The 20813-nt window shown below is 43.7% G+C and carries 19 protein-coding genes; 10 read left to right on the top strand and 9 right to left on the bottom strand.

What is annotated here, in order from left to right:
• Nucleotides 1-51: 51 nt before the first annotated feature.
• The 4 genes from DFQ00_RS20210 to DFQ00_RS20195 all read left to right on the top strand — a co-directional run bounded on the left by DFQ00_RS20210 (nucleotide 52) and on the right by DFQ00_RS20195 (nucleotide 4538).
• Nucleotides 52-1089: a WXG100 family type VII secretion target gene (locus DFQ00_RS20210; RefSeq protein ID WP_110898295.1), complete on the top strand. Its 1038-nt coding sequence runs from the start codon at nucleotides 52-54 to the stop codon at nucleotides 1087-1089.
• Between the two features lie 14 nt (nucleotides 1090-1103).
• Nucleotides 1104-1601, top strand: a complete 498-nt coding sequence (locus DFQ00_RS20205; protein ID WP_244213935.1) for a hypothetical protein — start codon at nucleotides 1104-1106, stop codon at nucleotides 1599-1601.
• A 188-nt stretch (nucleotides 1602-1789) separates the two neighbouring features.
• Nucleotides 1790-2116 (top strand): nucleoside triphosphate pyrophosphohydrolase, encoded by a 327-nt coding sequence (locus DFQ00_RS20200; RefSeq protein ID WP_110898293.1) that lies wholly within the window; start codon nucleotides 1790-1792, stop codon nucleotides 2114-2116.
• Nucleotides 2100-4538 carry a DEAD/DEAH box helicase family protein gene (locus DFQ00_RS20195; protein ID WP_110898292.1) on the top strand — a complete coding sequence of 813 codons (2439 nt, stop codon included), beginning with the start codon at nucleotides 2100-2102 and terminating at the stop codon, nucleotides 4536-4538. The genes DFQ00_RS20200 and DFQ00_RS20195 overlap by 17 nt, the downstream gene beginning before the upstream one ends.
• A gap of 723 nt (nucleotides 4539-5261) precedes the next feature.
• Here the strand turns inward: DFQ00_RS20195 and DFQ00_RS20185 are convergent.
• A complete protein-coding gene (locus tag DFQ00_RS20185) occupies nucleotides 5262-6152 on the bottom strand; it encodes a hypothetical protein (RefSeq protein ID WP_110898290.1) in 891 nt (296 codons plus the stop codon).
• A 469-nt stretch (nucleotides 6153-6621) separates the two neighbouring features.
• Here DFQ00_RS20185 and DFQ00_RS29590 point away from each other — a divergent pair, with 469 nt between their 5' ends.
• Nucleotides 6622-6849, top strand: coding sequence for a hypothetical protein (locus tag DFQ00_RS29590; RefSeq protein ID WP_146236198.1), 228 nt, complete (start codon nucleotides 6622-6624; stop codon nucleotides 6847-6849).
• A gap of 259 nt (nucleotides 6850-7108) precedes the next feature.
• Here the strand turns inward: DFQ00_RS29590 and DFQ00_RS20180 are convergent, their stop codons facing one another.
• The 3 genes from DFQ00_RS20180 to DFQ00_RS20170 all read right to left on the bottom strand — a co-directional run bounded on the left by DFQ00_RS20180 (nucleotide 7109) and on the right by DFQ00_RS20170 (nucleotide 9635).
• Nucleotides 7109-8083 (bottom strand): DUF4367 domain-containing protein, encoded by a 975-nt coding sequence (locus DFQ00_RS20180; protein ID WP_110898289.1) that lies wholly within the window; start codon nucleotides 8081-8083, stop codon nucleotides 7109-7111.
• Nucleotides 8031-8630: an RNA polymerase sigma factor gene (locus tag DFQ00_RS20175; protein ID WP_244213934.1), complete on the bottom strand. Its 600-nt coding sequence runs from the start codon at nucleotides 8628-8630 to the stop codon at nucleotides 8031-8033. Before DFQ00_RS20175 ends, DFQ00_RS20180 begins: the two co-directional genes overlap by 53 nt.
• Nucleotides 8631-9290: 660 nt before the next feature.
• On the bottom strand, nucleotides 9291-9635 hold the full coding sequence (locus tag DFQ00_RS20170; protein WP_110898287.1) for an outer membrane protein assembly factor BamD: 345 nt from the start codon (nucleotides 9633-9635) through the stop codon (nucleotides 9291-9293).
• A 73-nt stretch (nucleotides 9636-9708) separates the two neighbouring features.
• Here DFQ00_RS20170 and DFQ00_RS20165 point away from each other — a divergent pair, with 73 nt between their 5' ends.
• The 3 genes from DFQ00_RS20165 to DFQ00_RS20155 all read left to right on the top strand — a co-directional run bounded on the left by DFQ00_RS20165 (nucleotide 9709) and on the right by DFQ00_RS20155 (nucleotide 13439).
• Nucleotides 9709-11082, top strand: a complete 1374-nt coding sequence (locus DFQ00_RS20165) for a lipase family protein (RefSeq protein WP_167433785.1) — start codon at nucleotides 9709-9711, stop codon at nucleotides 11080-11082.
• Between the two features lie 140 nt (nucleotides 11083-11222).
• Nucleotides 11223-11711, top strand: coding sequence for a copper amine oxidase N-terminal domain-containing protein (locus DFQ00_RS20160; RefSeq protein ID WP_110898285.1), 489 nt, complete (start codon nucleotides 11223-11225; stop codon nucleotides 11709-11711).
• A gap of 432 nt (nucleotides 11712-12143) precedes the next feature.
• Entirely contained in the window at nucleotides 12144-13439 is a 1296-nt protein-coding gene (locus tag DFQ00_RS20155) for a galactokinase (RefSeq protein ID WP_110898284.1), read from the top strand.
• 112 nt (nucleotides 13440-13551) lie between these two features.
• On the opposite strand, the gene DFQ00_RS20150 is transcribed toward DFQ00_RS20155, so the two are convergent.
• Nucleotides 13552-14883 carry an MFS transporter gene (locus tag DFQ00_RS20150; protein ID WP_110898283.1) on the bottom strand — a complete coding sequence of 444 codons (1332 nt, stop codon included), beginning with the start codon at nucleotides 14881-14883 and terminating at the stop codon, nucleotides 13552-13554.
• Nucleotides 14884-15175: 292 nt separating this feature from the next.
• On the opposite strand from DFQ00_RS20150, the gene DFQ00_RS20145 reads away from it, so the two are divergent.
• Nucleotides 15176-15457 (top strand): hypothetical protein, encoded by a 282-nt coding sequence (locus DFQ00_RS20145; RefSeq protein WP_110898282.1) that lies wholly within the window; start codon nucleotides 15176-15178, stop codon nucleotides 15455-15457.
• Nucleotides 15458-15523: 66 nt separating this feature from the next.
• Here the strand turns inward: DFQ00_RS20145 and DFQ00_RS20140 are convergent, their stop codons facing one another.
• Nucleotides 15524-16054, bottom strand: coding sequence for a hypothetical protein (locus DFQ00_RS20140; protein ID WP_110898281.1), 531 nt, complete (start codon nucleotides 16052-16054; stop codon nucleotides 15524-15526).
• Nucleotides 16055-16095: 41 nt separating this feature from the next.
• Here DFQ00_RS20140 and DFQ00_RS20135 point away from each other — a divergent pair, with 41 nt between their 5' ends.
• Nucleotides 16096-16542 (top strand): hypothetical protein, encoded by a 447-nt coding sequence (locus DFQ00_RS20135; protein ID WP_110898280.1) that lies wholly within the window; start codon nucleotides 16096-16098, stop codon nucleotides 16540-16542.
• 81 nt (nucleotides 16543-16623) lie between these two features.
• Here DFQ00_RS20135 and DFQ00_RS20130 read toward each other — a convergent pair whose 3' ends face one another.
• The 3 genes from DFQ00_RS20130 to DFQ00_RS20120 are packed head-to-tail and all read right to left on the bottom strand — an operon-like array spanning nucleotide 16624 to nucleotide 20382.
• Nucleotides 16624-17730, bottom strand: a complete 1107-nt coding sequence (locus DFQ00_RS20130) for a Ger(x)C family spore germination protein (RefSeq protein WP_208643807.1) — start codon at nucleotides 17728-17730, stop codon at nucleotides 16624-16626.
• Nucleotides 17731-17783: 53 nt separating this feature from the next.
• Complete coding sequence (locus tag DFQ00_RS20125; RefSeq protein ID WP_110898278.1) at nucleotides 17784-19289, bottom strand: spore germination protein; 1506 nt, start codon at nucleotides 19287-19289, stop codon at nucleotides 17784-17786.
• Complete coding sequence (locus tag DFQ00_RS20120; protein ID WP_110898277.1) at nucleotides 19246-20382, bottom strand: GerAB/ArcD/ProY family transporter; 1137 nt, start codon at nucleotides 20380-20382, stop codon at nucleotides 19246-19248. The genes DFQ00_RS20125 and DFQ00_RS20120 overlap by 44 nt, the downstream gene beginning before the upstream one ends.
• Nucleotides 20383-20813: the final 431 nt, after the last annotated feature.

The raw sequence follows: 20813 nt of genomic DNA, 5'->3' as shown, positions 1-20813 counted from the left end.
CACGTACTTCTGCTAACATAGTAAAATCTTATTTACTTCGGAGAGAAATCTATGAGTACAATTAAAGTAACACCAGAGCAACTACTACATGTATCTAAACAGATTGAGCAGGGAAGACAGCAACTGGAATCGATACGGAATGACCTGACTGCAAGAATCGGCTTTATTGAATCTCAGTGGACAGGAGCCACACAGGAGCGGTTCTTCTATGATTTTCAGCAATCTCGTTCTGTACTGAATCGTGCACTGGAGAGTATAGTGAAGTCCTCTCAGGATCTCAGGGCCATTGCCGAGAGGTTCCAACAGGTGGATCAGGAACAGGTGAGCTTGGGGGCCGTTATTGGGCAGATTGCTGCTGGCAGCATAATGAATCAGGATACAGCTAACCGGGAAGAGCAACAAAGAATGGTATACAATCCTTTGTTTGGTGTTGTTATGCCTGCCAGTGAAGCTGAGGATGGGATGCCAGGACAGAAGGAACTAAGAGAATACTTTAATAATGGTGGTTCATTAGAGGAAATGAGAGCAGGGCCGAAGCAATCCGAGTCTGGTGGGGGAGATATATACGAGGAACAAATTAAGGCATTTGAAGAAGGTCGACATCCCATTACCGGAGTATCTATACCTGCATGGCAAGCAGGAGTTTCTATCGCAAGTTTACAACTCGGTAAGATCGCGATGGCTTTTACGGGGATGTATAATAAGGGCTACAAGGTTAAGAAAAATGGATTGAAGCTCTTTCCTAAATCTAAAATGGAAAATCTTAATGTAAGGCATTCTGTATATGTGAATAAAGAAACTGTGTTAAGTTCTGCGACAACTTCCAAGAAAGGCGGTGAGACCATCGTAGGACATGCCTTACAGAAACATGCGGGGCGAAATCCTGATATTTGGGGAAAAGTTCGGGGTGGGCCCGATCAGATAAACGAAGTAGCCAAGAAGCATCTACAAGATATACTGGATTCCCCAGGAGGATTTGATAAAGTTACAAATGATAGAGGTATAACATTTCTTGAAAAAAAATTACCTGATGGACGTGGGGTAAGACTTAATCGGGATAGATCATTTAAGGGTTTTATTGACCAATAACGGAGGCTGTAACTGTGGAAAGTTTAGAAATCATCCTATTAGATTTCAAAAAAAGCAATCTGGATCAATTCATTAAAAAAGATTTGAGTATTCAAACGAATCAAATTCGAAGTTCTCACTTTTATGATAATAGTAGGGGAAAGGATACTGAATTTCAGGATATAACAAGCTTCGAGGAGATACTCTCCCCTAAGGGGACGGGAAACCTGTTTCTGTCTGACCTTAACTTAGGGCACAATTTTATTGATGTGATGATTGTGTTTTCGTTTGACGAGCAATACGGAGATATTACAATGAATTTTCCTGAAGAAGAGTTGTACAGTGGAGAGAAATCCGAGACAGCGTTAAAAGCTGAAGGATTAATACGATATATCTTTGATATGATGGACAAGTACGAAATTAAAAAGGTTAGAGTCGGATATGAACCAGCTACGGACGATGACACATGCTTGGTGGAGATCAATAAAGAAACGAAGAATTTCAATGATATTGTTACAAAGTTATTGGGATAGATTCATTTAATCGGAAGCCCATTTCAACTCCCGAATGAGTAGTTATGGGCTATTTCTATTTCCTCAATCCGCTCCCATCACTTTACAAAATCCACCTCTATCCATCCATGGCAAATGGTATAATGGCAAAAAGGGAGATTCTGGCGTGAAGCTGGAGAGCTTCCACAGCAGAGAGGATGATAAACCACATGCCTACATACAACAAATTGGTGCGGGACAAGATTCCGCATATTATCACATCCAGCGGTAAGGAGTGTCGGACGCGCATTCTGGACCCGGAGGAATACAAGGAAGAGTTAAGAACAAAGCTGAGCGAAGAATCGACAGAATACATGAATGCTGGAAGTGATCAGGAAGCGCTGGAAGAACTGGCGGATATGCTCGAAGTGATCCGGGCGCTGGCAGAGGTTCATGGTGCCAATGCGGCGCAGCTGGATAAGCTGCGTGCAGATAAAGCCGAGGCGCGCGGAGGATTTCAGGAGAGAGTGTATCTGATCGATGTCGACGAAGCTTAATGTAAAACTGATTACCGACAATCTGGCCGATGAACTTATTACCCGGATGCAGCATGCGTCCGGGATTTATATTATGACCTCCTTTATTATGCAATCTGGAGTCAAGCTGCTTGCTCCGCATTTAAAGCGAGCGGCAGAACGTGGGGCAGAGGTGAGGATGCTCGCAGGAGACTATTTGTACATCACACAGCCCGAAGGATTGCGGGCGCTCTGTGAGGTTGATTCACGAATTGAAGCAAGGCTATGGCGAAGCATGGGCACTTCTTTTCACCCCAAAGCATATCTGTTTGATCATGAGCATGGGGAAGGCATGCTGATTGTTGGCTCTTCGAATTTCTCATTCACGGCGCTCAAGACGGGGTATGAATGGAATTTGGCAATGAATGCGGAGGCAGAGCCATATACGTTTCAGTCGGCATTGGAAAAATTTATGCAGAGTTTCTATCACGAGACAACCTTGCCAGTAAACCCGGATTCCATCGCACTGTATGAAGAAGAGTATCGACAGTATCACCAGAAAAACCCAGAGATGATCCAGCGGATCACCGAGATGGAGGAAGCGGAGTTAGGCATGAGGCTGCCAGAGGAGGAAACCGAACAAGAGTCTGTTGTCTTGCCTCTCCAGCCTATTCAGCCACGATTTGCTCAATTAGATGCCCTCGAAGCATTGAATGCCACGATGGAGGAGCAGTACGAAAAAGCTATGGTGGTCATGGCGACTGGACTTGGCAAAACGTATTTGGCGGGCTTTTTCGCCCAAAGGTTTGAGCGGATTTTGTTTATAGCGCATCGGGAAGAGATCCTGAATCAGGCGAAAAAGTCGTTTCGGCAGATCATGCCTGAGCGCAGTCATGGGATATTTAATGGCAAGCAAAAGGATGGAGAGGCAGACTGTGTATACGCTTCGATCTATACGCTGAGTTTGCAACGACACCGGGATGTATTTGAGTCCGATGCATTTGATCTGATCGTGGTGGATGAGTTCCATCATGCGGCGGCAAAGACGTATGTAAAGGTCATTGAATACTTCCATCCGCAGTTTTTGCTGGGCATTACAGCAACCCCGGATCGACTGGATGGCAAGGATGTATATGCACTGTGTGACGGGAACGTCGCGTACCAGATGCATTTTATTGAAGCGATTCGGCGCGGATGGCTGGCGCCTTTTCAATACTATGGCGTATTCGATGATACGGACTATTCGCAGATTCGCTGGCTTGGCACTAAATATGATGAAGAACAGCTCATGTCTGTTCAACTGCAAGAGGAGCATGTGGAAACGATCTATGCGGCTTGGATACGGCACAAGCAGACAAGAACCATCGGTTTCTGCTCATCCATTCGTCAAGCGGACTACTTGGCTGCGTATTTCAGAAGTCAGGGAGTGAGGGTGCTTAGCCTGCATTCGCGTACATCGGAGATGTCGCGAGAGGAAGCCATCCGGCAGCTTGGAGCGGGTGAACTGGAAGTTGTGCTGACCGTAGATTTGTTTAACGAAGGGACGGATATTCCGAGTGTAGATACGTTGCTTTTTGTGCGTCCCACCGAGTCACTTACGGTATTCACCCAGCAGGTGGGGCGAGGTTTGAGGTTGTCAGAAGGAAAGTCTCACTGCGTTATCATCGACCTGATCGGGAATTACCGCAATGCGGATGTGAAGCTTAGTCTGTTTGATGTACGTGGAAATGAGGAACGTAGTGGAAAAGCACTGGACTCGGCTATACCGGAAGTTCCAGACAACTGCGGTATTCATCTGGAGACCCGAGTGGTGAACTTGCTTCAGGAGCTAAGCCGCAAACGAATGCCACGCCGCGAGAAGTTGCTTCAGGATTTTCTGGATGTCAAACGTGAGCTGGGACGTATCCCGACCTATCTGGAGCTTCATCTTATGGGGCAGTCTAAAAGTATCGGATACCGGAGTGAATTTGGCTCATATGTCGGTTTCCTGTACTGGGCGGAGTTGTTATCTCCTGTAGAGGGAGATATCTATGTTCGGCATGAAGCATGGCTGCGAGATATAGAAAAGACAATCATGAACAAAAGCTACAAAATGATCGTGCTGCTTTATATGCTGGATCGAGGCGAAGCCCACTGGCTGGACCCGGTCACGCCGGGAGAGATGGCTGAATTTTTCTATAGGTATCTTACAGAGAAGGAGTATCGGAAACGAAAGGACTTTTCGGACAAAGGTAAGGCTTCGCTCGTGGAATGGAATGAGAAAACGGAAATGGAGATTAGAAAGCTTATTATCGATATGCCCATGTCCAAGTGGAGTGGGGCAAAGAACAGTATGACCAGATTCGAAGATGGCGTGTTTTCACTGAATGTAGAAGTGCAGAATACGGAGGAACGTGCAGTGTTATATCGCTGGACACGGGAAGTATGTTTGTATCGCTTGCATTCATATTTCGAACGGGGATAATCTCTCCTCACATTGAAAAACATAATATGGCTTTATCTTCAGAGGGGATTGAAAATCTCCAATAGAACTAGTACAGATCATTCAAACGAAACCCAGACTAAAACACCGTTTTAGAGTATATAGCTTCTGGTTTGCAAGTATTAACACTTCTTTACTTAATAAAACTGAGATCTCTAAGGTGTGTACTACGAAGAGATATATTAATTGGCATCTGTAATTATAAAAAAATGCCCCCTAAGACCTCATTGATTAAACCGCGGTGGAGTAATCAATGCCTGTTTTAAAGGGGGCAAATAATGATTGATTTATTAAATTTGTTTCCTGCATCTTAATGCTCCAAGGTTTTCTTACCTGTGAACCACTCCAGTACACTAATGACCAGACATAAAATGAGGATATGCCATGAAATTGTAAACTCGGGGATAAATGTTATTAAGGAATAAAGCATAAAATAAATACTATCAATCAAGATTGAGACTCCTAATACTTTCTTTGCAGTTGCTTGTTTGGTTAGGAGAAATATTATTGCTGATAAAAGTACGATTACTGCTATCACTACAGAAGGTAGATAAAGAATACTACTTAATTCCATATGATAAAAAGGGAAGGGGTTGCCATGTATGAAAGGTACAAAATGATAATAACCTCTGCTTAAAATGAGAATTATAACGAGAGTTTTCGCGACAATCCAATTACTTTTCATATGATTTCCTCTAACTTTCCTTATGGAATAGTAATCTCTTTGGAGTCAAACGCATAAATAGGTACTGGCCCTGCTTGAACTACTCTTGAAGCTATGGAGTAAAGTATAAACTTATTACTACTTGTCGAGGGTTGTTTTATTGGATAATCTTGAAAAGGTTGTGTAACATCAAAAGGTGTTGTATACACGAAACCATAAGGAGAATCTACATTTTTAATTCCAAAAGAACCAAAAGGTCCTAATTTTTCAATAGTTGCATTAAGTTTATCAAAATAAATTTTAATTCCATCCGGATCATTAGTGTATCTAGTATAATATAATGTACCATCATTGTAACCCGTTCTTACGAATCCACCCATTTCAGATGATTTATGAATTAATCTAACATTCAGATCTTTTGCCGTTGAAAAGGTAGAAAATCCACCTTGTTCTTCAAGTAATATTTCCATTTCTCCTTGTCCATCATTGATAGTATCAATAATTTGTTGTGAATTTTTAACAGTTTCTCCTGTATTATCGATAACAAAAGCATGATGAACTACTTGATGAGAATCAAAAACCACGCCACTTAATCCGTATTCATTAGTTACTATGTCTGTTTTTAAATAATTTTCACCTACAAGAGCTGTGCCGGAGTAGCTATCTAATTTATCCTCTGAATACTTGTCTGCCTGAAGATCGATAGCTACATTATTTAGCATATATGATACAGATAGATGTGAATCGGAAATAGAAACTTCAATGTTATTCAAATCGTCAGACTTCGAGAAAACATTATCTGTAGAATTATAGCTAAAGCCACTAAGTTCTCCTTTCCAATTACTTTCATTCATAGCATAACTAATGCTACTTAGAGAAAGACTAAGAAATACACTGGTACAAAGAAGTAAGATTTTTCTTCTTAATTTCATTTAATACCCTCCATTGGAAAATTATATATGCTTAATAACCGTAACAGATAAAGTTATTGTAGTAAATGTTTTAAGGGGAAATATGTTGATTTGAACCTAAAGTACCATTTTTAATGGTTCTCTGGGATTAAAAGAAAGCTTATAGGAACTGGATCATCTAATTTGAGTTATTACTTGGCCAGTGAAATAATCTATTCAATTCAATAAACTAATAGATATAAATGAGCTACATAACAAATGCCATATCATAAGTTATCCTTAAGAGAAATAAAAAAATGAAGATTTTAAATTATATAAACGACATTTTTGGGACGTGTATGGATTTGTTTTTTTCAGAGAGGAGACTTTTCTATGAAAAATAACATTCTTAATTATCGCCCCTCTATGCGTTGTTACAGTAGTCGGAGCACTTTATGCCTCAGCCACCAAAGTTAGCGCAGCGGCATCCGCACCATCCTACACTTTAACTGTGAACGGCAAAGCTATTCAGACGAGTAGACCCGGACTGATTCCTTTCGAGCTAAAGGAAACTGTCTTAGTGCCTTTACGCGTTACGGCAGAATCTCTGGGGAATGAGGTTCAATCCAAGAAAGGCGTAACGTATGTGCCCGCTTCATTCTTCGAATCTTTCTTCAACGAGGTAGTTGTACAAGAGAGGAACGTGTCCATCTCAGCGCAGATGTCGAGCATTCAATAAGTTTAAACCAGTGACAATCAATGTGTTTAGATACCCGTATGGGTTGATGTAAGGAGAATGTTCATTGAAGCCCGATCAATCTGAAACCTAACCTTTGAAGACCCTACTCCGCAATAAAGTGCACCGCCTAGAATTTCATCGGCTAAACCCAGGATTTTTTCCAATGTCTATTCTAAGGGGTGCACTTCACACTATTTTACGAAGTGGATCTGCTGAAGTGGATAAGCCTTACATTTTTACTATAGTAAATTCGGAAAATTTATCGGTCAGATGCTGGAATCAGCGTCCCCGCAATGTGAATTAACTCTTCCAGAGGAACCACACCTTCTCGAACACCAATCGTATAGTGGTATGCATACTTGGTTTTCGGCTCCTGATAGACCCACATGAGTTCTGTGACATCACCGCCGTATGTTCGCGCGATCACATCTTGTCCGTTTATATTTATTTTGCGACTGGTGGTGTTGAGATCCTCATCATATGAAGCGATCAGCGGTTCGTTATCCTTGTTATTCATAATACTTAGCGAGATTTCATTCTGTCCGCTAACGTAAGTCATGGAAGAGAGCCAGAATTGATCGGTTACAGGCACAGGCATTAGCGCATGATCCTGACCTGAGGTTTGAGCTTGAAGGCGCAGCTCTTGAACCAGGGCTTCTTTTTTCTCATCCGAAAGCTCGTATACATCCTGCTTGTACTCCATACTTACACTAGCCTTCTGAAAAGTATATGTACGTGAAGCACCTATAAGTTCTTGAGATAACGGTATGCCAGGGACATGAACCATGTGGCTTAATTGCTCAACATTTTCAACTCTAAGCGGGTTAGACCGGATATCAAACTGATGATGTGGGTTATTCGGAACGACATAGATCAATGCGGCTTCACCCGGTTTAATCTCATTCATCCAGATTTCATTCATACGCTCCATTCGGAGCTGTTCTTCTTGAGATCGTTGGTGGACTGGATCAGCAGTGAGTGGTTTTTCTTCCAAAAGCACATCGCCATTGTCGTTGAATAACGACTGATAGTTCATCGCCGCAAAGCCGGTGGATGCTGTCAGCAGCAAGCCTGCCACAAGCAGGACCCCGACACGATGTTTGACGATGAATCGCTCTTTCTGTGCGGATTCTTTGTGAATCTGGCTCATGATCCGATCTTGCAGGGTAGTGCCTGAAGGTTCAACTTTTTGAAATAGTGGTTTCAGCTCGTGTTCGGGACCGCTGTGCTTCACTTGGCTTTTCCTCCTCTTGGCTGACGTAGTTCTTTCTGAATTTGGCAGCAGCACGTTGAAATTTTTTGCGTAAATAAGCTGTATTCTGATGGAGAATAAGGCTGATATCGTTGTAGCTTTTGTCTTCGACACAGCGCAGAATCAACAAGCTCCGTTCTTCTGCGGACAGCACGGCGAGTGCGTGCAAAACGGCAGGGTTATAATATTTGTGATCAATTGCCTGATCGACGTGATTGTTATCCCGGTCATTTTTGTACAAAAAAGGCAGCAGCCTTGTGACCTTGCGCTTGCGAAGTATATCAATGGAATGGTTGTAGGCAATGCGGTACAGCCACGCTTCGAAAGGTCGATCCGGTTGATAGGTATGCAGTCCGCGATAGGCCTTCAGAAATACCTCCTGGCTACAGTCCTCTGCTTCACCGTAATCTCCCAGCATATGGTAGCAGTAATTAAAGATGAATTTCTCACAGCGAATGACGATCAAGGTATACTTATCTTTTTCTCCTCTCAGCACATCCGTGATGATCTGTTGAAATGCTTGTTCCAAGCGATTCCCCCCTAACATATAGTATGACGGAATCAGAGATACAAAATGTGACAGGTAGGATGAAAAAAGAGAGAAGAGATTTGTTTGCAGTATGAAAAAAGCTGCCTCGCTTAAATCGAAGCAGCTTTAACGTATAGGATATTATGTAGGAAAGTTTCACTGAGAATTTAAGAGAAGGGAAGTCATAATACAGAGAAACTTTTGTATATGGATCATTCTCAAGATGCCCCTTTAAAACCATTGTTGAAGAGATAGGGATATTGATGTAAAATTCAGTAAATTCTACTTCGACATTATAATATTTCTTGAAGTATTCTTGCCCGATAGGTATGGCTTTTTGATAATATGTATTTTTCTCTGTATTGGATAAACCTCCACATCCACTAGTCACAGCTACAACCCCTAAAAATGATATTCCTAAGCGGATGATTTTGAGCAGCCTGTAGAATCATTGTTTAAGTCTACCTTTCGAGAGGGAAAACTAAATTTCACTGAGTACAAACTTCATCCTCACTCTTTCTTTTTTTTATAAATTCTCCTGGTCCACATTCTGAATCAATCTCTAGTGAAGGAAGGCTAAATGAGAGCGATACCCAATTTTGAGGAAATATTTGAGCAATCCAATTATCCACATCTGTAGAAGGGTTTCAGCTGTAAGCTTCATTGGGAGTTAGCCTCATCCTCGCTCTTTCGTTTTTTTATAAAATCTCCAGGTCCTCCAGCAGAATTTACTTTTAAAGATGGAAGAGAAAGAGACAAAGAAAGAGAAGTGTACGGGTCATCTTTAACATGACCATATAATACAATTGTTGATGACATTGGTAAATGTACCTCGTAACGATTGAACTCAACCTCAGCATCATAATATTTCTTGAAATATTCCTGTCCAATAGGAATGGCTTTCTCATAAAATTCTTGTTTCTCAGCCTTAGAGAGGCCACCACAGCTTGTGAGAATAGCTACGAAAAATAAAATCATTGAAGTCTTACTAATCCATCTTAACATAATAAAAATTCCTCCTAATATGGAAAAAGTGTGTAGCATAGTATACTATAAACCTAAAGAAAGGAGAATAGTAATGAACGTCTATATAACAGAAGAAACATATCATAGTATATCTAGGAAAGTGTACGATACGGAGATTAATATTGGGCAGGAATTTGACGATATCCCCGGCTGGAAAATTGTTAAACCCCAAGCTACATTACACGACAGCAAGACTGGATTTGACGCTGAAGTGTTCCACAATGAAAATACCAATCAAATTATTATAGGATACAGAGGTACAGAACCCGGAGACCGACCTCTGAGCACAAAGCTTCCTGATTTGGAAACAGACGTAATGGACGTTGTGCTTGGAAGAGCAAAACAGCTTGAAAATACATATAATCAGCATCAGAGTGGAGTAGAACGACTGCCAGGCAAATATAGCCAAAAATTGATGAATGAAGGATATAAGGATACACAATTTTATCAGGCAGAAGAACTGTATAAAACTGTTAAGAAGGAGTACCCTACAGCCGATATCACGACAACAGGGCATTCATTGGGCGGTGGATTAGCCGAATATGTCGCGGCACGAAATGATCTATCCGCAGTAACTTACGATCCAGCCAATATATTGCCTGTTTTGTCAGATGATATTATCAAGAAAATAGATAACGGAGATTTTAAGAACAAAATTTATTCCATATCACATCCCGGGGATGTTGTTAGTTCTGGTGTCATGAGCGCTAGGAAAAATGTAGGTACAGGTGTGTTCATTGATAAAACATACGATGAGGCAAACCAAAGGATATATATCCCCATCCCAAAGTCTGATAAGTATAGTGAGTATAACTTTTTCAAAAGCTTTTTGGGTATGCAAGACAAATATTATATCCCGATCGAAATCCCATTTTTTCACCAAAATCCAATTCAGAAGTTTTTGAACTCTTTTGGCAACGAGAAAACGCATGATTTAGCTTATTTTCAGTTTGATGAACATGGATTCATTAAGAACAAGTTGTTTTCAACAGTAGATGGACAGCCGATTGATGGGAACCTGCGTTTTGATACATATTTAAAATCACTGGTTGCACAAGATAATATGCAGAAAGCATTTGATCAACTTTTACAGAAATATGGTTCCAAAATGGGAGCATATGGACAATATGCAGCAGCGGCAAACGGTGTCACCATACAGCTCTCTGTTGAGGATTTGAAAGCAGCCGGTCAGAAGATGGAACAGCATGTACAGGAATTTCTGGCAAGTTTGCCAACGGCAATTAATTCAATCTTGCGATTGATCGAGACCAGCGAAAGCCGGTCATTAGAACCTATTGTGGACCGATTGACGCATGATTTACACAAATTTAGCCGATGGTACGAAGAAGAGGCTCATGTTATTGCGACATATATTAATAAGAAGGCAGAGGACTTCCGAGCAGCTGACGAGGGCCAAATAAATTGATCTGACTAAGTATTATCGGATGGAAGAAGCAGAACGTGCAGAAACCCATTAGCAACTCAATGTATAAGTGAAACAAAATAATCATTAAGTACGTCTGAAGCTTGATCCAATCTACATTCTAGGAAAGGGATGAGATTCCTATGAAAAAAATGATGATGTTCATCGCTGCACTATGCGTTGTATCCGTGGCCGGATCATTATATGCTTCAGCTGCCAAAGTCAGCGCAGCCGCGTCCACGCCAGAATACAGCTTAACGGTCAATGGAAGAGTTGTAGAAGTTAAACGCGCAGAGCGGATGCCTTTTGAACAAAAAGGAACAGTGATGGTGCCTTTGCGAGCTACGGCGGAAGCCCTTGGCTATAAAGTTAGCTGGATTGCAGCGGAGAAAGCTGTGAAGGTAGATGAGAGTATACAGTTTGCAATGGTGAAGGAAGGCAGTATGCAAGTTCAATATACGGGCAAGCTCAAGATTATTAATCTGAGTCAGGATGTGGAGCTTCCTGCAGCTGTTCAGTCGATTAAGGGTGTCATGTATGTCCCCGTGACATTTTTTGAGCCTTTTTTTAACGAGATCATTGTCAATGAAGGTAACGTCTCCATCTCTGCACAGTCGGCAACAATCCATTAAGCTCACATACAGTCATAGTTGCTGTTCACCGTATGTCTCGGACCTTTAACAATCTGCTCTATATGGGAGCGAGTCTTAAAGGTTTTTTTTATTTTGTAGAAACGTCATCAGGAACTGCCATAGTTTAGAAGAACTTTCTTCTCGACATGTATAGTCCCACATCAATTTAATAAAAATAAGATAGAAATGATAACGTCGTTCTGTATCTCTCTGTTCTCTTCTAGGGTATATGTTACGCATCGGAGGATCCGGCCTCTCCGCATTTTTCCAAATGGACATATGTTTCAAAAAACGCTTCCAAAATTTCAATTCTGCCCTACCTTTTCGGCTCAGAAGCTGAGATAATGGGGATGGCTAATCCGATGAAGGATTTTAGACGACATAAGGGATAGCGGTTACATGCCGCTTGCATATGAAATGGGAGGAATAGAGATGACCACACAGGTAACACAGCTTATTCAATCAACACAGGGACATGCCTTGCTTGCACAAATGTACGGACCACAGCATGTAGAGGAGCAGGGGGCGCGTTATGTGAAGCTGGATGCTTCATTCCGTGAACACTTTGGTGAGCAGGAGAACATGCATCTGTTCAGTTCCCCGGGCCGTAGCGAGATCGGCGGCAATCATACGGATCATAACCATGGTAAAGTGCTGGCGGGAAGCATCACACTGGACACGATTGCAGTAGCAGTACCGACAGGCGACAACGTGATTACGTTCTACTCTGAGGGATACGACAAAAAGTATGTCATCAACCTGGCAGACTTGAAGCCTAATACGGAAGACGATGGTACAACCGGATTGATTCGAGGTATGGCTGCAGGATTTGTGGAGCTCGGCTTCAACATTGGTGGATTCAAAGCGGATATCTCCAGTAACGTATTTGCGGCTTCGGGTGTAAGTTCTTCCGCATCCTTTGAAATGCTGATCTGCACCATCCTGAACCATTTCTACAATGATGGCAAGCTGGATGTGGTGACACTGGCAAAAATCGGACAGTATGCGGAAAATCATTACTGGAACAAACCGTCCGGCCTGCTGGATCAGATGGCTTGTGCATACGGCGGCCTGATTTCGATTGATTTTGCTAATCCGGCTGAACCTGTGATTGAGCCTGTGGAATGGAACTTCCAGGAAAACGGATATTCCTTGGTCATCGTGAATACGGGCGGCAACCACGCCGACCTGACGGAAGATTATGCTGCTGTTCCGAACGAGATGAAGGCTGTCGCGAAGGCACTTGGTGCTGAATACGTGCGTGAAATTTCGGAAGAGGACATCTATGCGAAGCTGCCTGCGATCCGTGAAGCGGCTGGAGATCGTGCGGTATTGCGTGCGCTGCATTTCCTGGCTGAGAACAAACGGGTGGATGGACAAGTGGCGGCTTTGCGTGAAGGTCGTTTTACTGACTTCTTGTCACTGATCACTGCATCCGGGAACTCGTCATGGAAATGGCTGCAAAATGTATATCAAAGCGGTGCGACTCGTGCACAGGAAATCTCAGTGGCGCTTGCGCTGACCGAGAACTATTTGAGCAATCTGGGAGACGGCGCATGCCGAGTGCATGGCGGTGGATTCGCAGGCGTTATTCTGGCGATTGTTCCTAATGCCAAAGCAGAAGAGTATATGAACTGGATGCGCGGCATGCTGGATACACCAGTGATCGTGGTTAACGTGCGTCAGCACGGTTCGATCTGCTTGAATGCGGAACTGAATCAGGCTTAATCATATAGTCATACGTAGACTATAATTTACCGAAAAGCGGGCTCAAGTGGGAAGTATCCCACGGAGCCCGCTTTTTTCTTAGTTCTATTTTGAGTGTACATAATGAACTACATCATGATATGGACGACTGCTGCTGTTGCTGCTCAGATACATTTCGCATTTTGGAGGCAACCAGCAAGCAGGCGACGATGTAAACCACACTTAACAGCAAGTAGGGCAACTGCAGGGAGAACAGACGATCAAAGAAATTTTCGCTCACGCGAACGAGCAAGCCGCCCAGCATGGTGCCAATGGCGCTGATGCCAAAGGATAGGAAACGGAACACACTGCCTACACGCCCAAGCAGTTCATTAGGGACGAAGCGCTGCAGGATCGACGAACGAACTACATTGTAGACAACGATGAAGAAAGCTGCGCAGAAGTACAGACCGCCAACAAGGTAAGCATTGGATGTCAGACCAACTGCTCCATAGAGCAGGCCCATAGCTAGGATAGATAAAAGGATGAGCTGCTTCGAACTCCAGCGTTTACCCATAGAAGCCACAGCCTGACTGCCCAGAATACTGCCGAAAGTGGCGATCGAGATCAGGATACCAAAAGAGTAGGCTTCAAGCTGCAGCACTTCACGTACAAAGAAAATCTGGGTTACGAGAATCATGGAGAACATCAGCGTAATGGTAACTGACAATATAGCCAAACCGCGTAGAAACTGATCCTGAAATATATAGCGAATCCCCAGCCACATTTCCCTTTTCCAATTTTTCATTGGACGGGCCTGCTGCTTGTTCTCCTCCTGGGTTGTTTGTTGCTTGGAAGTTGCCGTAGACGTTTCCTGAGCTTGGACTGCTTTCGTGATATTCGGCTGGAAGCTGCCGCGTAAGCCAATGATTAGCAGAAGGGAGAGCACCGCTGTTACGGTGTCGATGGCAAAAGGATACACGATATGCATCGTGATAATAAACCCGCCGAGGGCTACACCCAGAATATCGCTGGTAATCAGCTGCCCGGCTGTGAACTGGCCATTGGCCTTTTCCAGCTTTTTTTCCTCCACAATCTGCGGAATAATCGTTTGCACCGTACTGTCAAAGACAACACGACTCAGACCGATTCCGAACATAAACAAGGCAAGCAACGGTATGCTGATCCAGCCTCCCCAGATACAGATTGTCAGCATCAATAGAAACAGCATGCGGGTAAAGATGGCTCCAACGAGCATATGCTTGCGTGAATATCGGTCAATGAGAACGCCAACCGGCAGACTGAAAATTAGCCAAGGCAGACGTAAGGCTGTCATCGTAATAGATGCATATAACGTATCTGTCGTTAGGGTGGAGACAAGCCAGGGTACAGCAGCGAGCGTTAATCCATCTCCTAGAAAAGTAAGGGAAAAGGCACCGAACAGCTTGGCGTAGTTATGTTTCACAGCGTGTGCTTCGTTCTTCATTCCTTCCTCCGTTTCGTAGATGTAGATGTAGATGTAGATGTAGATGTAGATGTAGATGTAGATGTAAAAGTGAGTGGTTTTCTGTCAAAATTAGCAAGGAAAAATGATAAACTTGGCATAATACCAATGTATGTTATTGTAAAATGGATTTCAATTCTGATATTGTAAGCTTTTTCTGATATTTGTTTTGCTGATATACATGATATAAAACATGCTTTGCATCAAACTTTTTTGTCTCTGGAGTGTTATTTATTTTATGGAATACAGAAATGAACGAAGAGGAGGGATATTCATGAATACAACAAAGTTTGAAGCAAGTCAGACAGAGGGGCATTTGTATGAGGAGCTTGGTCATGTACTGGGCGAGTTTTCGGAAGGGGAACGGCGGCAGGTTATGCAGCGTATGATCCGTCAATTAAGGTTCAAGCATTGGCGCAATGAGCGCTTGAGCTGGATTAAAGATTCCTGGAATACTGCTAAACCAGTTAAGCTCTGGGTCTGCATCGCCACTGGAGCGCTGGCACCTGTTGTATTTTTCTGTGTATTCATCTGCGTATCTCTTTGGGTAGAGTAGCGGTATAAGAAACAAAAAAATAGTTAGAATCGGGAGAGAACAAGCTCCGACTCTAACTATAGTTCATTATTGTTTATTCATCATTTTGACCTGACCCTGCACATATTCATGGTAGTCACGAAAACTGTTGATATGCTGCAGGGCATCCGTTTTCGCAGACTGGATTTTAATTTTCCCGGCTTGAGGTTTGCTTTTCATTTCGGTCACTGCATTCTTGGAGCCTTCGATGTCTCCTGACATCTCCTGAATTCGTTGTAGTAAAGCAGGATGACCGTCATACTGTAACATCTCGGCGAGTGGTCTCATCTCTTCAAGTTTCTGACTGGAACGTTCCAGTGTTGTCATGACCTGATCCTCATCCGTACTTACGCTCAGGGACACCATGCGATGAATGTGATCCTTCTCCATGCGTTCAAGTGCTTCAAGGTGAGAGGCTTCCAGGCGTTTAGGGTCTCCCCAGCTTTGGGCCTGTTCATTAAGATTAGGCTGATCTACGGCCGATCGGCTGGTATTATTGTTCCCGTTTCCACACCCCCATACCAAGGATGTACATACGAATATGGCTCCTATAGCGACTAATTGTTTTTTCAAAATCATACCGTTACTCCTTCCGTATTTTTCTAAAGGTAGTGTGAGCTATGGCATTCAAAAATATGCTTGAATTTCTATTGTTTTTCCAAGAAGGAGGAAGCATGTCAATCTATAAAAAACCAATCTGGCGCTGGACAATCAACCTTCTGTATCCTGCGATCATTTTTATGTTTCAGAGCTGGGGACCAATCTTGGATTCATGGGTTTTTCCCATACTATTTGCAGCTTTGTTTTGTTTCTTATGGAGTGATGTGAAGGATTTGCTGGTCTCTACCGTGCTAGCATGGGGAGTAGCCATTCCAATATGGTTTTATGTTATCGAGCGGCCAGAGTCTTCGTTCGGAGCAGAACACTTTGCTGCGCATCTATGGTTAATTGTGCTGCTATATGTGATTTTTGTATTCATCCCGCAATTTTTAATTCTCACAACACGATTACGAGTGATGGACTATATAATAATGAACGGCAGTAAGAGGACAGAGGGGACACGATAAAAAAACAAATAAAGAAGCCCTTCCGATACCTGTTTCATATGAGCAGTGGAAGGGCTGTTGCATCTTTGTTATCTTTGTCTGTTACACTTTCCGTTTATATCGGCCTGTATATGGAATCGTCAGGTGAATGTTTAACTCTTCAATGGAATCCTCGGTAAGAATCAGATGCTCTCCATCCCCGCTCAGCTTGTGCCACAGCTTCGGGTTTTTACGGTACAACTGCTCCTGCAGACCATACACATCCACCCCTCGCTTCAAGCCGTTGCGATAGGTTTCCATAATCTGCTTTTTGAGGGTTTCCTCGCTAACCCGGGTCATTTCATCATAAGATATAGGCACCAGATATTCGTACAGAGCGGTCAGATATTTGGCATCTATTTCGAATGTGACCCGTTCCCCCCGTATAATTGGCTTGATCTTGATTGTAGGTAATCCTACACTTAACGCCCCATAGATGACATCATCTTTTTGTATAAGCAGTGGAGCTCTGCGCATGCCTTTGATCAGCCAGTGATAACCAGGCAGCTGATTTTTAGGCATAAACTCAAATTTCTCACCCATTCGCTCGAAAAACGCGCCTTCAATCAGGAACAATTCATGCTTGTTTTTGTTCTGCAGCCACAGCTCTTTATTTAAGGAGATGGCGGGTAGATACGTTGTCGTTGCCGGATCATTGTGCGTTGCAATCAACTCAAAGCTAAGTACAGGCTTAAACAAGGAATTCTCCAGATAGCTGGGTAGCGGATTATGCAGCACACTGTCCAGCGGTGACAGATTGTAAATTGATGCGGTGCTGAGAATATCCAGCAGAGAATCTTTGGTACCGTACACCCATGTCGTGTAACGCGCTTCTGGGAAGCGGCCCATCATATCAAATACGTCCTGAATATGCTTGGTGTTCAACACGCTTTCTGCTAGAACGATGGCGGTGACGTGACCCCAGGCAATGTGAAGCTGGGAGGCGCGCCACAATTCATTCATGGCAAGGCTCATCGTTTCGCCTTGAGCATGGCCTACCCAGATCGGCGGAGCTTCCGACGTTTTGCTGGAGTTTTCACTTTTGGCCACACTGGAGAAGTCCAATGTCTGGACATAGAGGTGGTACATGCCGTCCTTGTATTCAACACCGATGGCTTTGGCGTAATCGACCTGCTGAATCTCGTAAGAACTCCAACATCCGGTTGTCATGAGGCAAAGAGACAGGCTAAGCAATGCCAACAGGAAACGTGTAAGGAATCGGTTCATTTCCTTTTTCCTTGTTTGCTCGGTTTTTGTGTCTCCAGATAGACGGGACGGCGTTTTCGGAGACTGGTGGGCATTTTGAACAAGGATACGAGGGCTTGCCGGATGTTAAGCGGTGATAATGGGGTCAGATACGGGATGCCGAAGGACCTCAGGTCTGTCAGATAGATCAGAAACAGAATCATGGACAGAATGAATCCGTAGATTCCTAGTGTGGCTCCGAGTATGAAACACATGAAGCGCAGAATCAGAATTGAACTGGTCATGACCTGATTGACTATGGTCGCACCGGCTACGATGGTTAAGGCGATGACAACAATCATCAGCGGTGAAACCATGCCTGCCCGGATGGCAGAATCACCGATAATCAGACCACCTACAACAGTTAGTGTCTGACCAATCGCACTAGGCAAGCGAACCCCTGCTTCACGGAATAATTCCATAAGCAGCATAATCAGAAACATCTCCACACCAGACTCCATCGGTAATCCCATCCTGCCGACAGAGATCGTTGCCACTAGAGGGAAAGGAATCTGGTCCATATGAAAAGAGGTCAATGCAATATAGAAGCCTGGAAGAAAAAGGGTGATAAAAAGACCGATGAATCGCAGCATACGTCCCATATTGACTGACAAAAAGGGAAAGCTTGCATCCTCTGGTGACTTGAGCAGAAGAAACAAATTAACGGGACCGATAATGGCGCTCGGATTGCCATCGACAATGAGAATAAAACGACCGTTCAGCAAGCATTCTGCTGCAAAATCAGGTCTTCCCGTATAATGCGTTAACGGGAACAACGTAATTTTGGCAGGAGACAATAACTCCTCCAGTTCGTTGGCTGTCATCAGACGTTCGGTCTGGATGGTGCGCAGACGATGTTTTACGTCATCAATCAGCCCGGGGTTGGCTATGTTTTTCATATACATCAATGCTACCTTGGTTGCAGATAGTGAACCGATCAGCTCAATGTTGCAGGCCAGATCAGCCGTTCTCAGCCGGGTACGAATCAAAGCGACATTTACCGCTAAAGGTTCAATGAAGCCATCCCGTGCTCCGCGAATAGATACCTCGGTCGTAGATTCCTGAGGACTTCGTGTCGGGATGTTGGATATATCCATACTCCACATCCTCTGGAGCGAAGGCAGACCAATAAGCAGGTGCCCTTCAAATACACGAAGTGATATCAGCTCTGCGCCGTATTGCGAGTCCTGAGTATCAATAACATTCCATTCTAGACTGATATGCTTCTCAATATCGGACAAACGTATGAAACGGGTCAATTCATAGGCTCGTTTGAGTTCCGGCAGGATGATATCATAGATAATCTGGGTATCAACCATACCGCTGCAGTAGGCCAGCAGCAGCTTCGCTTGTCCATCTCCAAGGGTATGACTGTCTATAATGACATCATCCGATCCCGAGAAAAAGGTTGTCAGGTGATGCTGCGTGACGCGGAAAGGCTCATCCTCTGGATGCATTGGTGTCGTTCGCGGCGGAAGGGGCATGCGAAGATTCCTCCTTGTCCTTTTTATGTATTAGAGAAGCCAAAGTAAGCAAAATAGTGACGATTGAGACGTAAGACAGCATGACAGGAAATTGAATGTGGTCCACATAATAATCGACATAATCAATTCGCCACCATTGGATGGCTAAAGCACACATAAGCAGTGTGACACTGAGGATAGCAATGTACCGTTTTTTGGGTCTGCGGAAGTTGAGCAGATCAACAATCAGGTACATGGAGATCGCTACACGAGCAAAAGATCCGCTGAGCCACTGATAGATGGATAGGAAATCCACGTGTTGAAATAACTTCCCGATATTGACCAGCTTCCATTGTTCAAATGGACTGTTTCGCTGTTTTGCTGCCTCTTCTGGTCCGAATTCCACAATCGCACCGATTGTGGGGCCAATGGCCATACTGATCATAAAAATGCCCAGCAACAGAATATGCCACCAGCGAAACCTGCTTTTGATCTCATGCTGAAAGAGCATCAGAATCCAGATTTCCATCAGCCCCGCTAGTGAGTAGATTACACCTCGCATCACGGGAGCCCAGCCATTCTCCAGCATAGGAAACAGCTGGCTATAGTCCTTGTATTTCATATTAGCGGACATTACAAAGTACCCAAGCACAATGACAAGCGGCAACAGAATGCTAGAGGTCATCGCGATGGAGCGAATCCCTTTGGCGGCGGACCATGCAGCAACCAAGGCTCCTCCACCCGCGAGTACATAAGTTGGCGTAAAAGGAAGGTAAGTCGATACGGTCCAGTTGGTCGTTTCATATAAGGTATGTGTCCCTAATGAAAAAAGCAGAAGGGCTGCGGTAATGCGAAAAATCCATGCGGTTACGCTACCGAATTCCCTCGCAATCCAGTCCGGGAGCCGCTGCCCGTGAATACGACGCATAATGATAAACATCATAGCCAGAAAAAGCAGAAACAGCGGTGCTGCTGCAAGCACAGACAGCCATCCGTCCCGACCGGCCATATCCAGAATAGCGGGAATGGACAAGACATGGCAGACGAGCCCTGCGCTGAGTAAAATAATTGAAATGGATAACCAGATTGTAATCTGTCCTTGTTCCTGCCCCATGTGAATCTCCCTTCCGCTTCACTACGTTTCCGTTAGGTTGTACAGTCTATGAGAAAATGATTCGTTTTTCAGTTTTTTTCACAGAAAATCCAGCCCGAGATAGACGGACCGGGTAGAAAGCTATAACATATAGATGAAAGAACCCATGAATCCCGTAAATCGTATGGTACTACTACCCGGCTCCCTCCAGTTCAATTCCTGAATATTGGTCATTAGAGCCATCTCAGTCTCAGCTCAAGACAACATGACGGAAACGTCAGTTTGTTTTAGAGTAGAAGGTGTGTGGAGTAGTTGATTAAGCTAGCGGTATCGGTGGAAGGTGTGACGTAAAGGTTAGATCTGGGGAGGACTGCTTTAAAATTCGAGTCGAGGCTTGCAGGGGTTGAAGCTTTAAGTTGGAGAAGTGAGTAATGGGTGAGTTTGAAGCCGTT

It is taken from the genome of Paenibacillus barcinonensis, assembly GCF_003217495.1.
Taxonomy (GTDB): Bacteria; Bacillota; Bacilli; order Paenibacillales; family Paenibacillaceae; genus Paenibacillus; species Paenibacillus barcinonensis.
The sequence above is the reverse complement of the archived record's forward strand: the minus strand, read 5'-3'. Positions and strand labels throughout refer to the sequence as shown.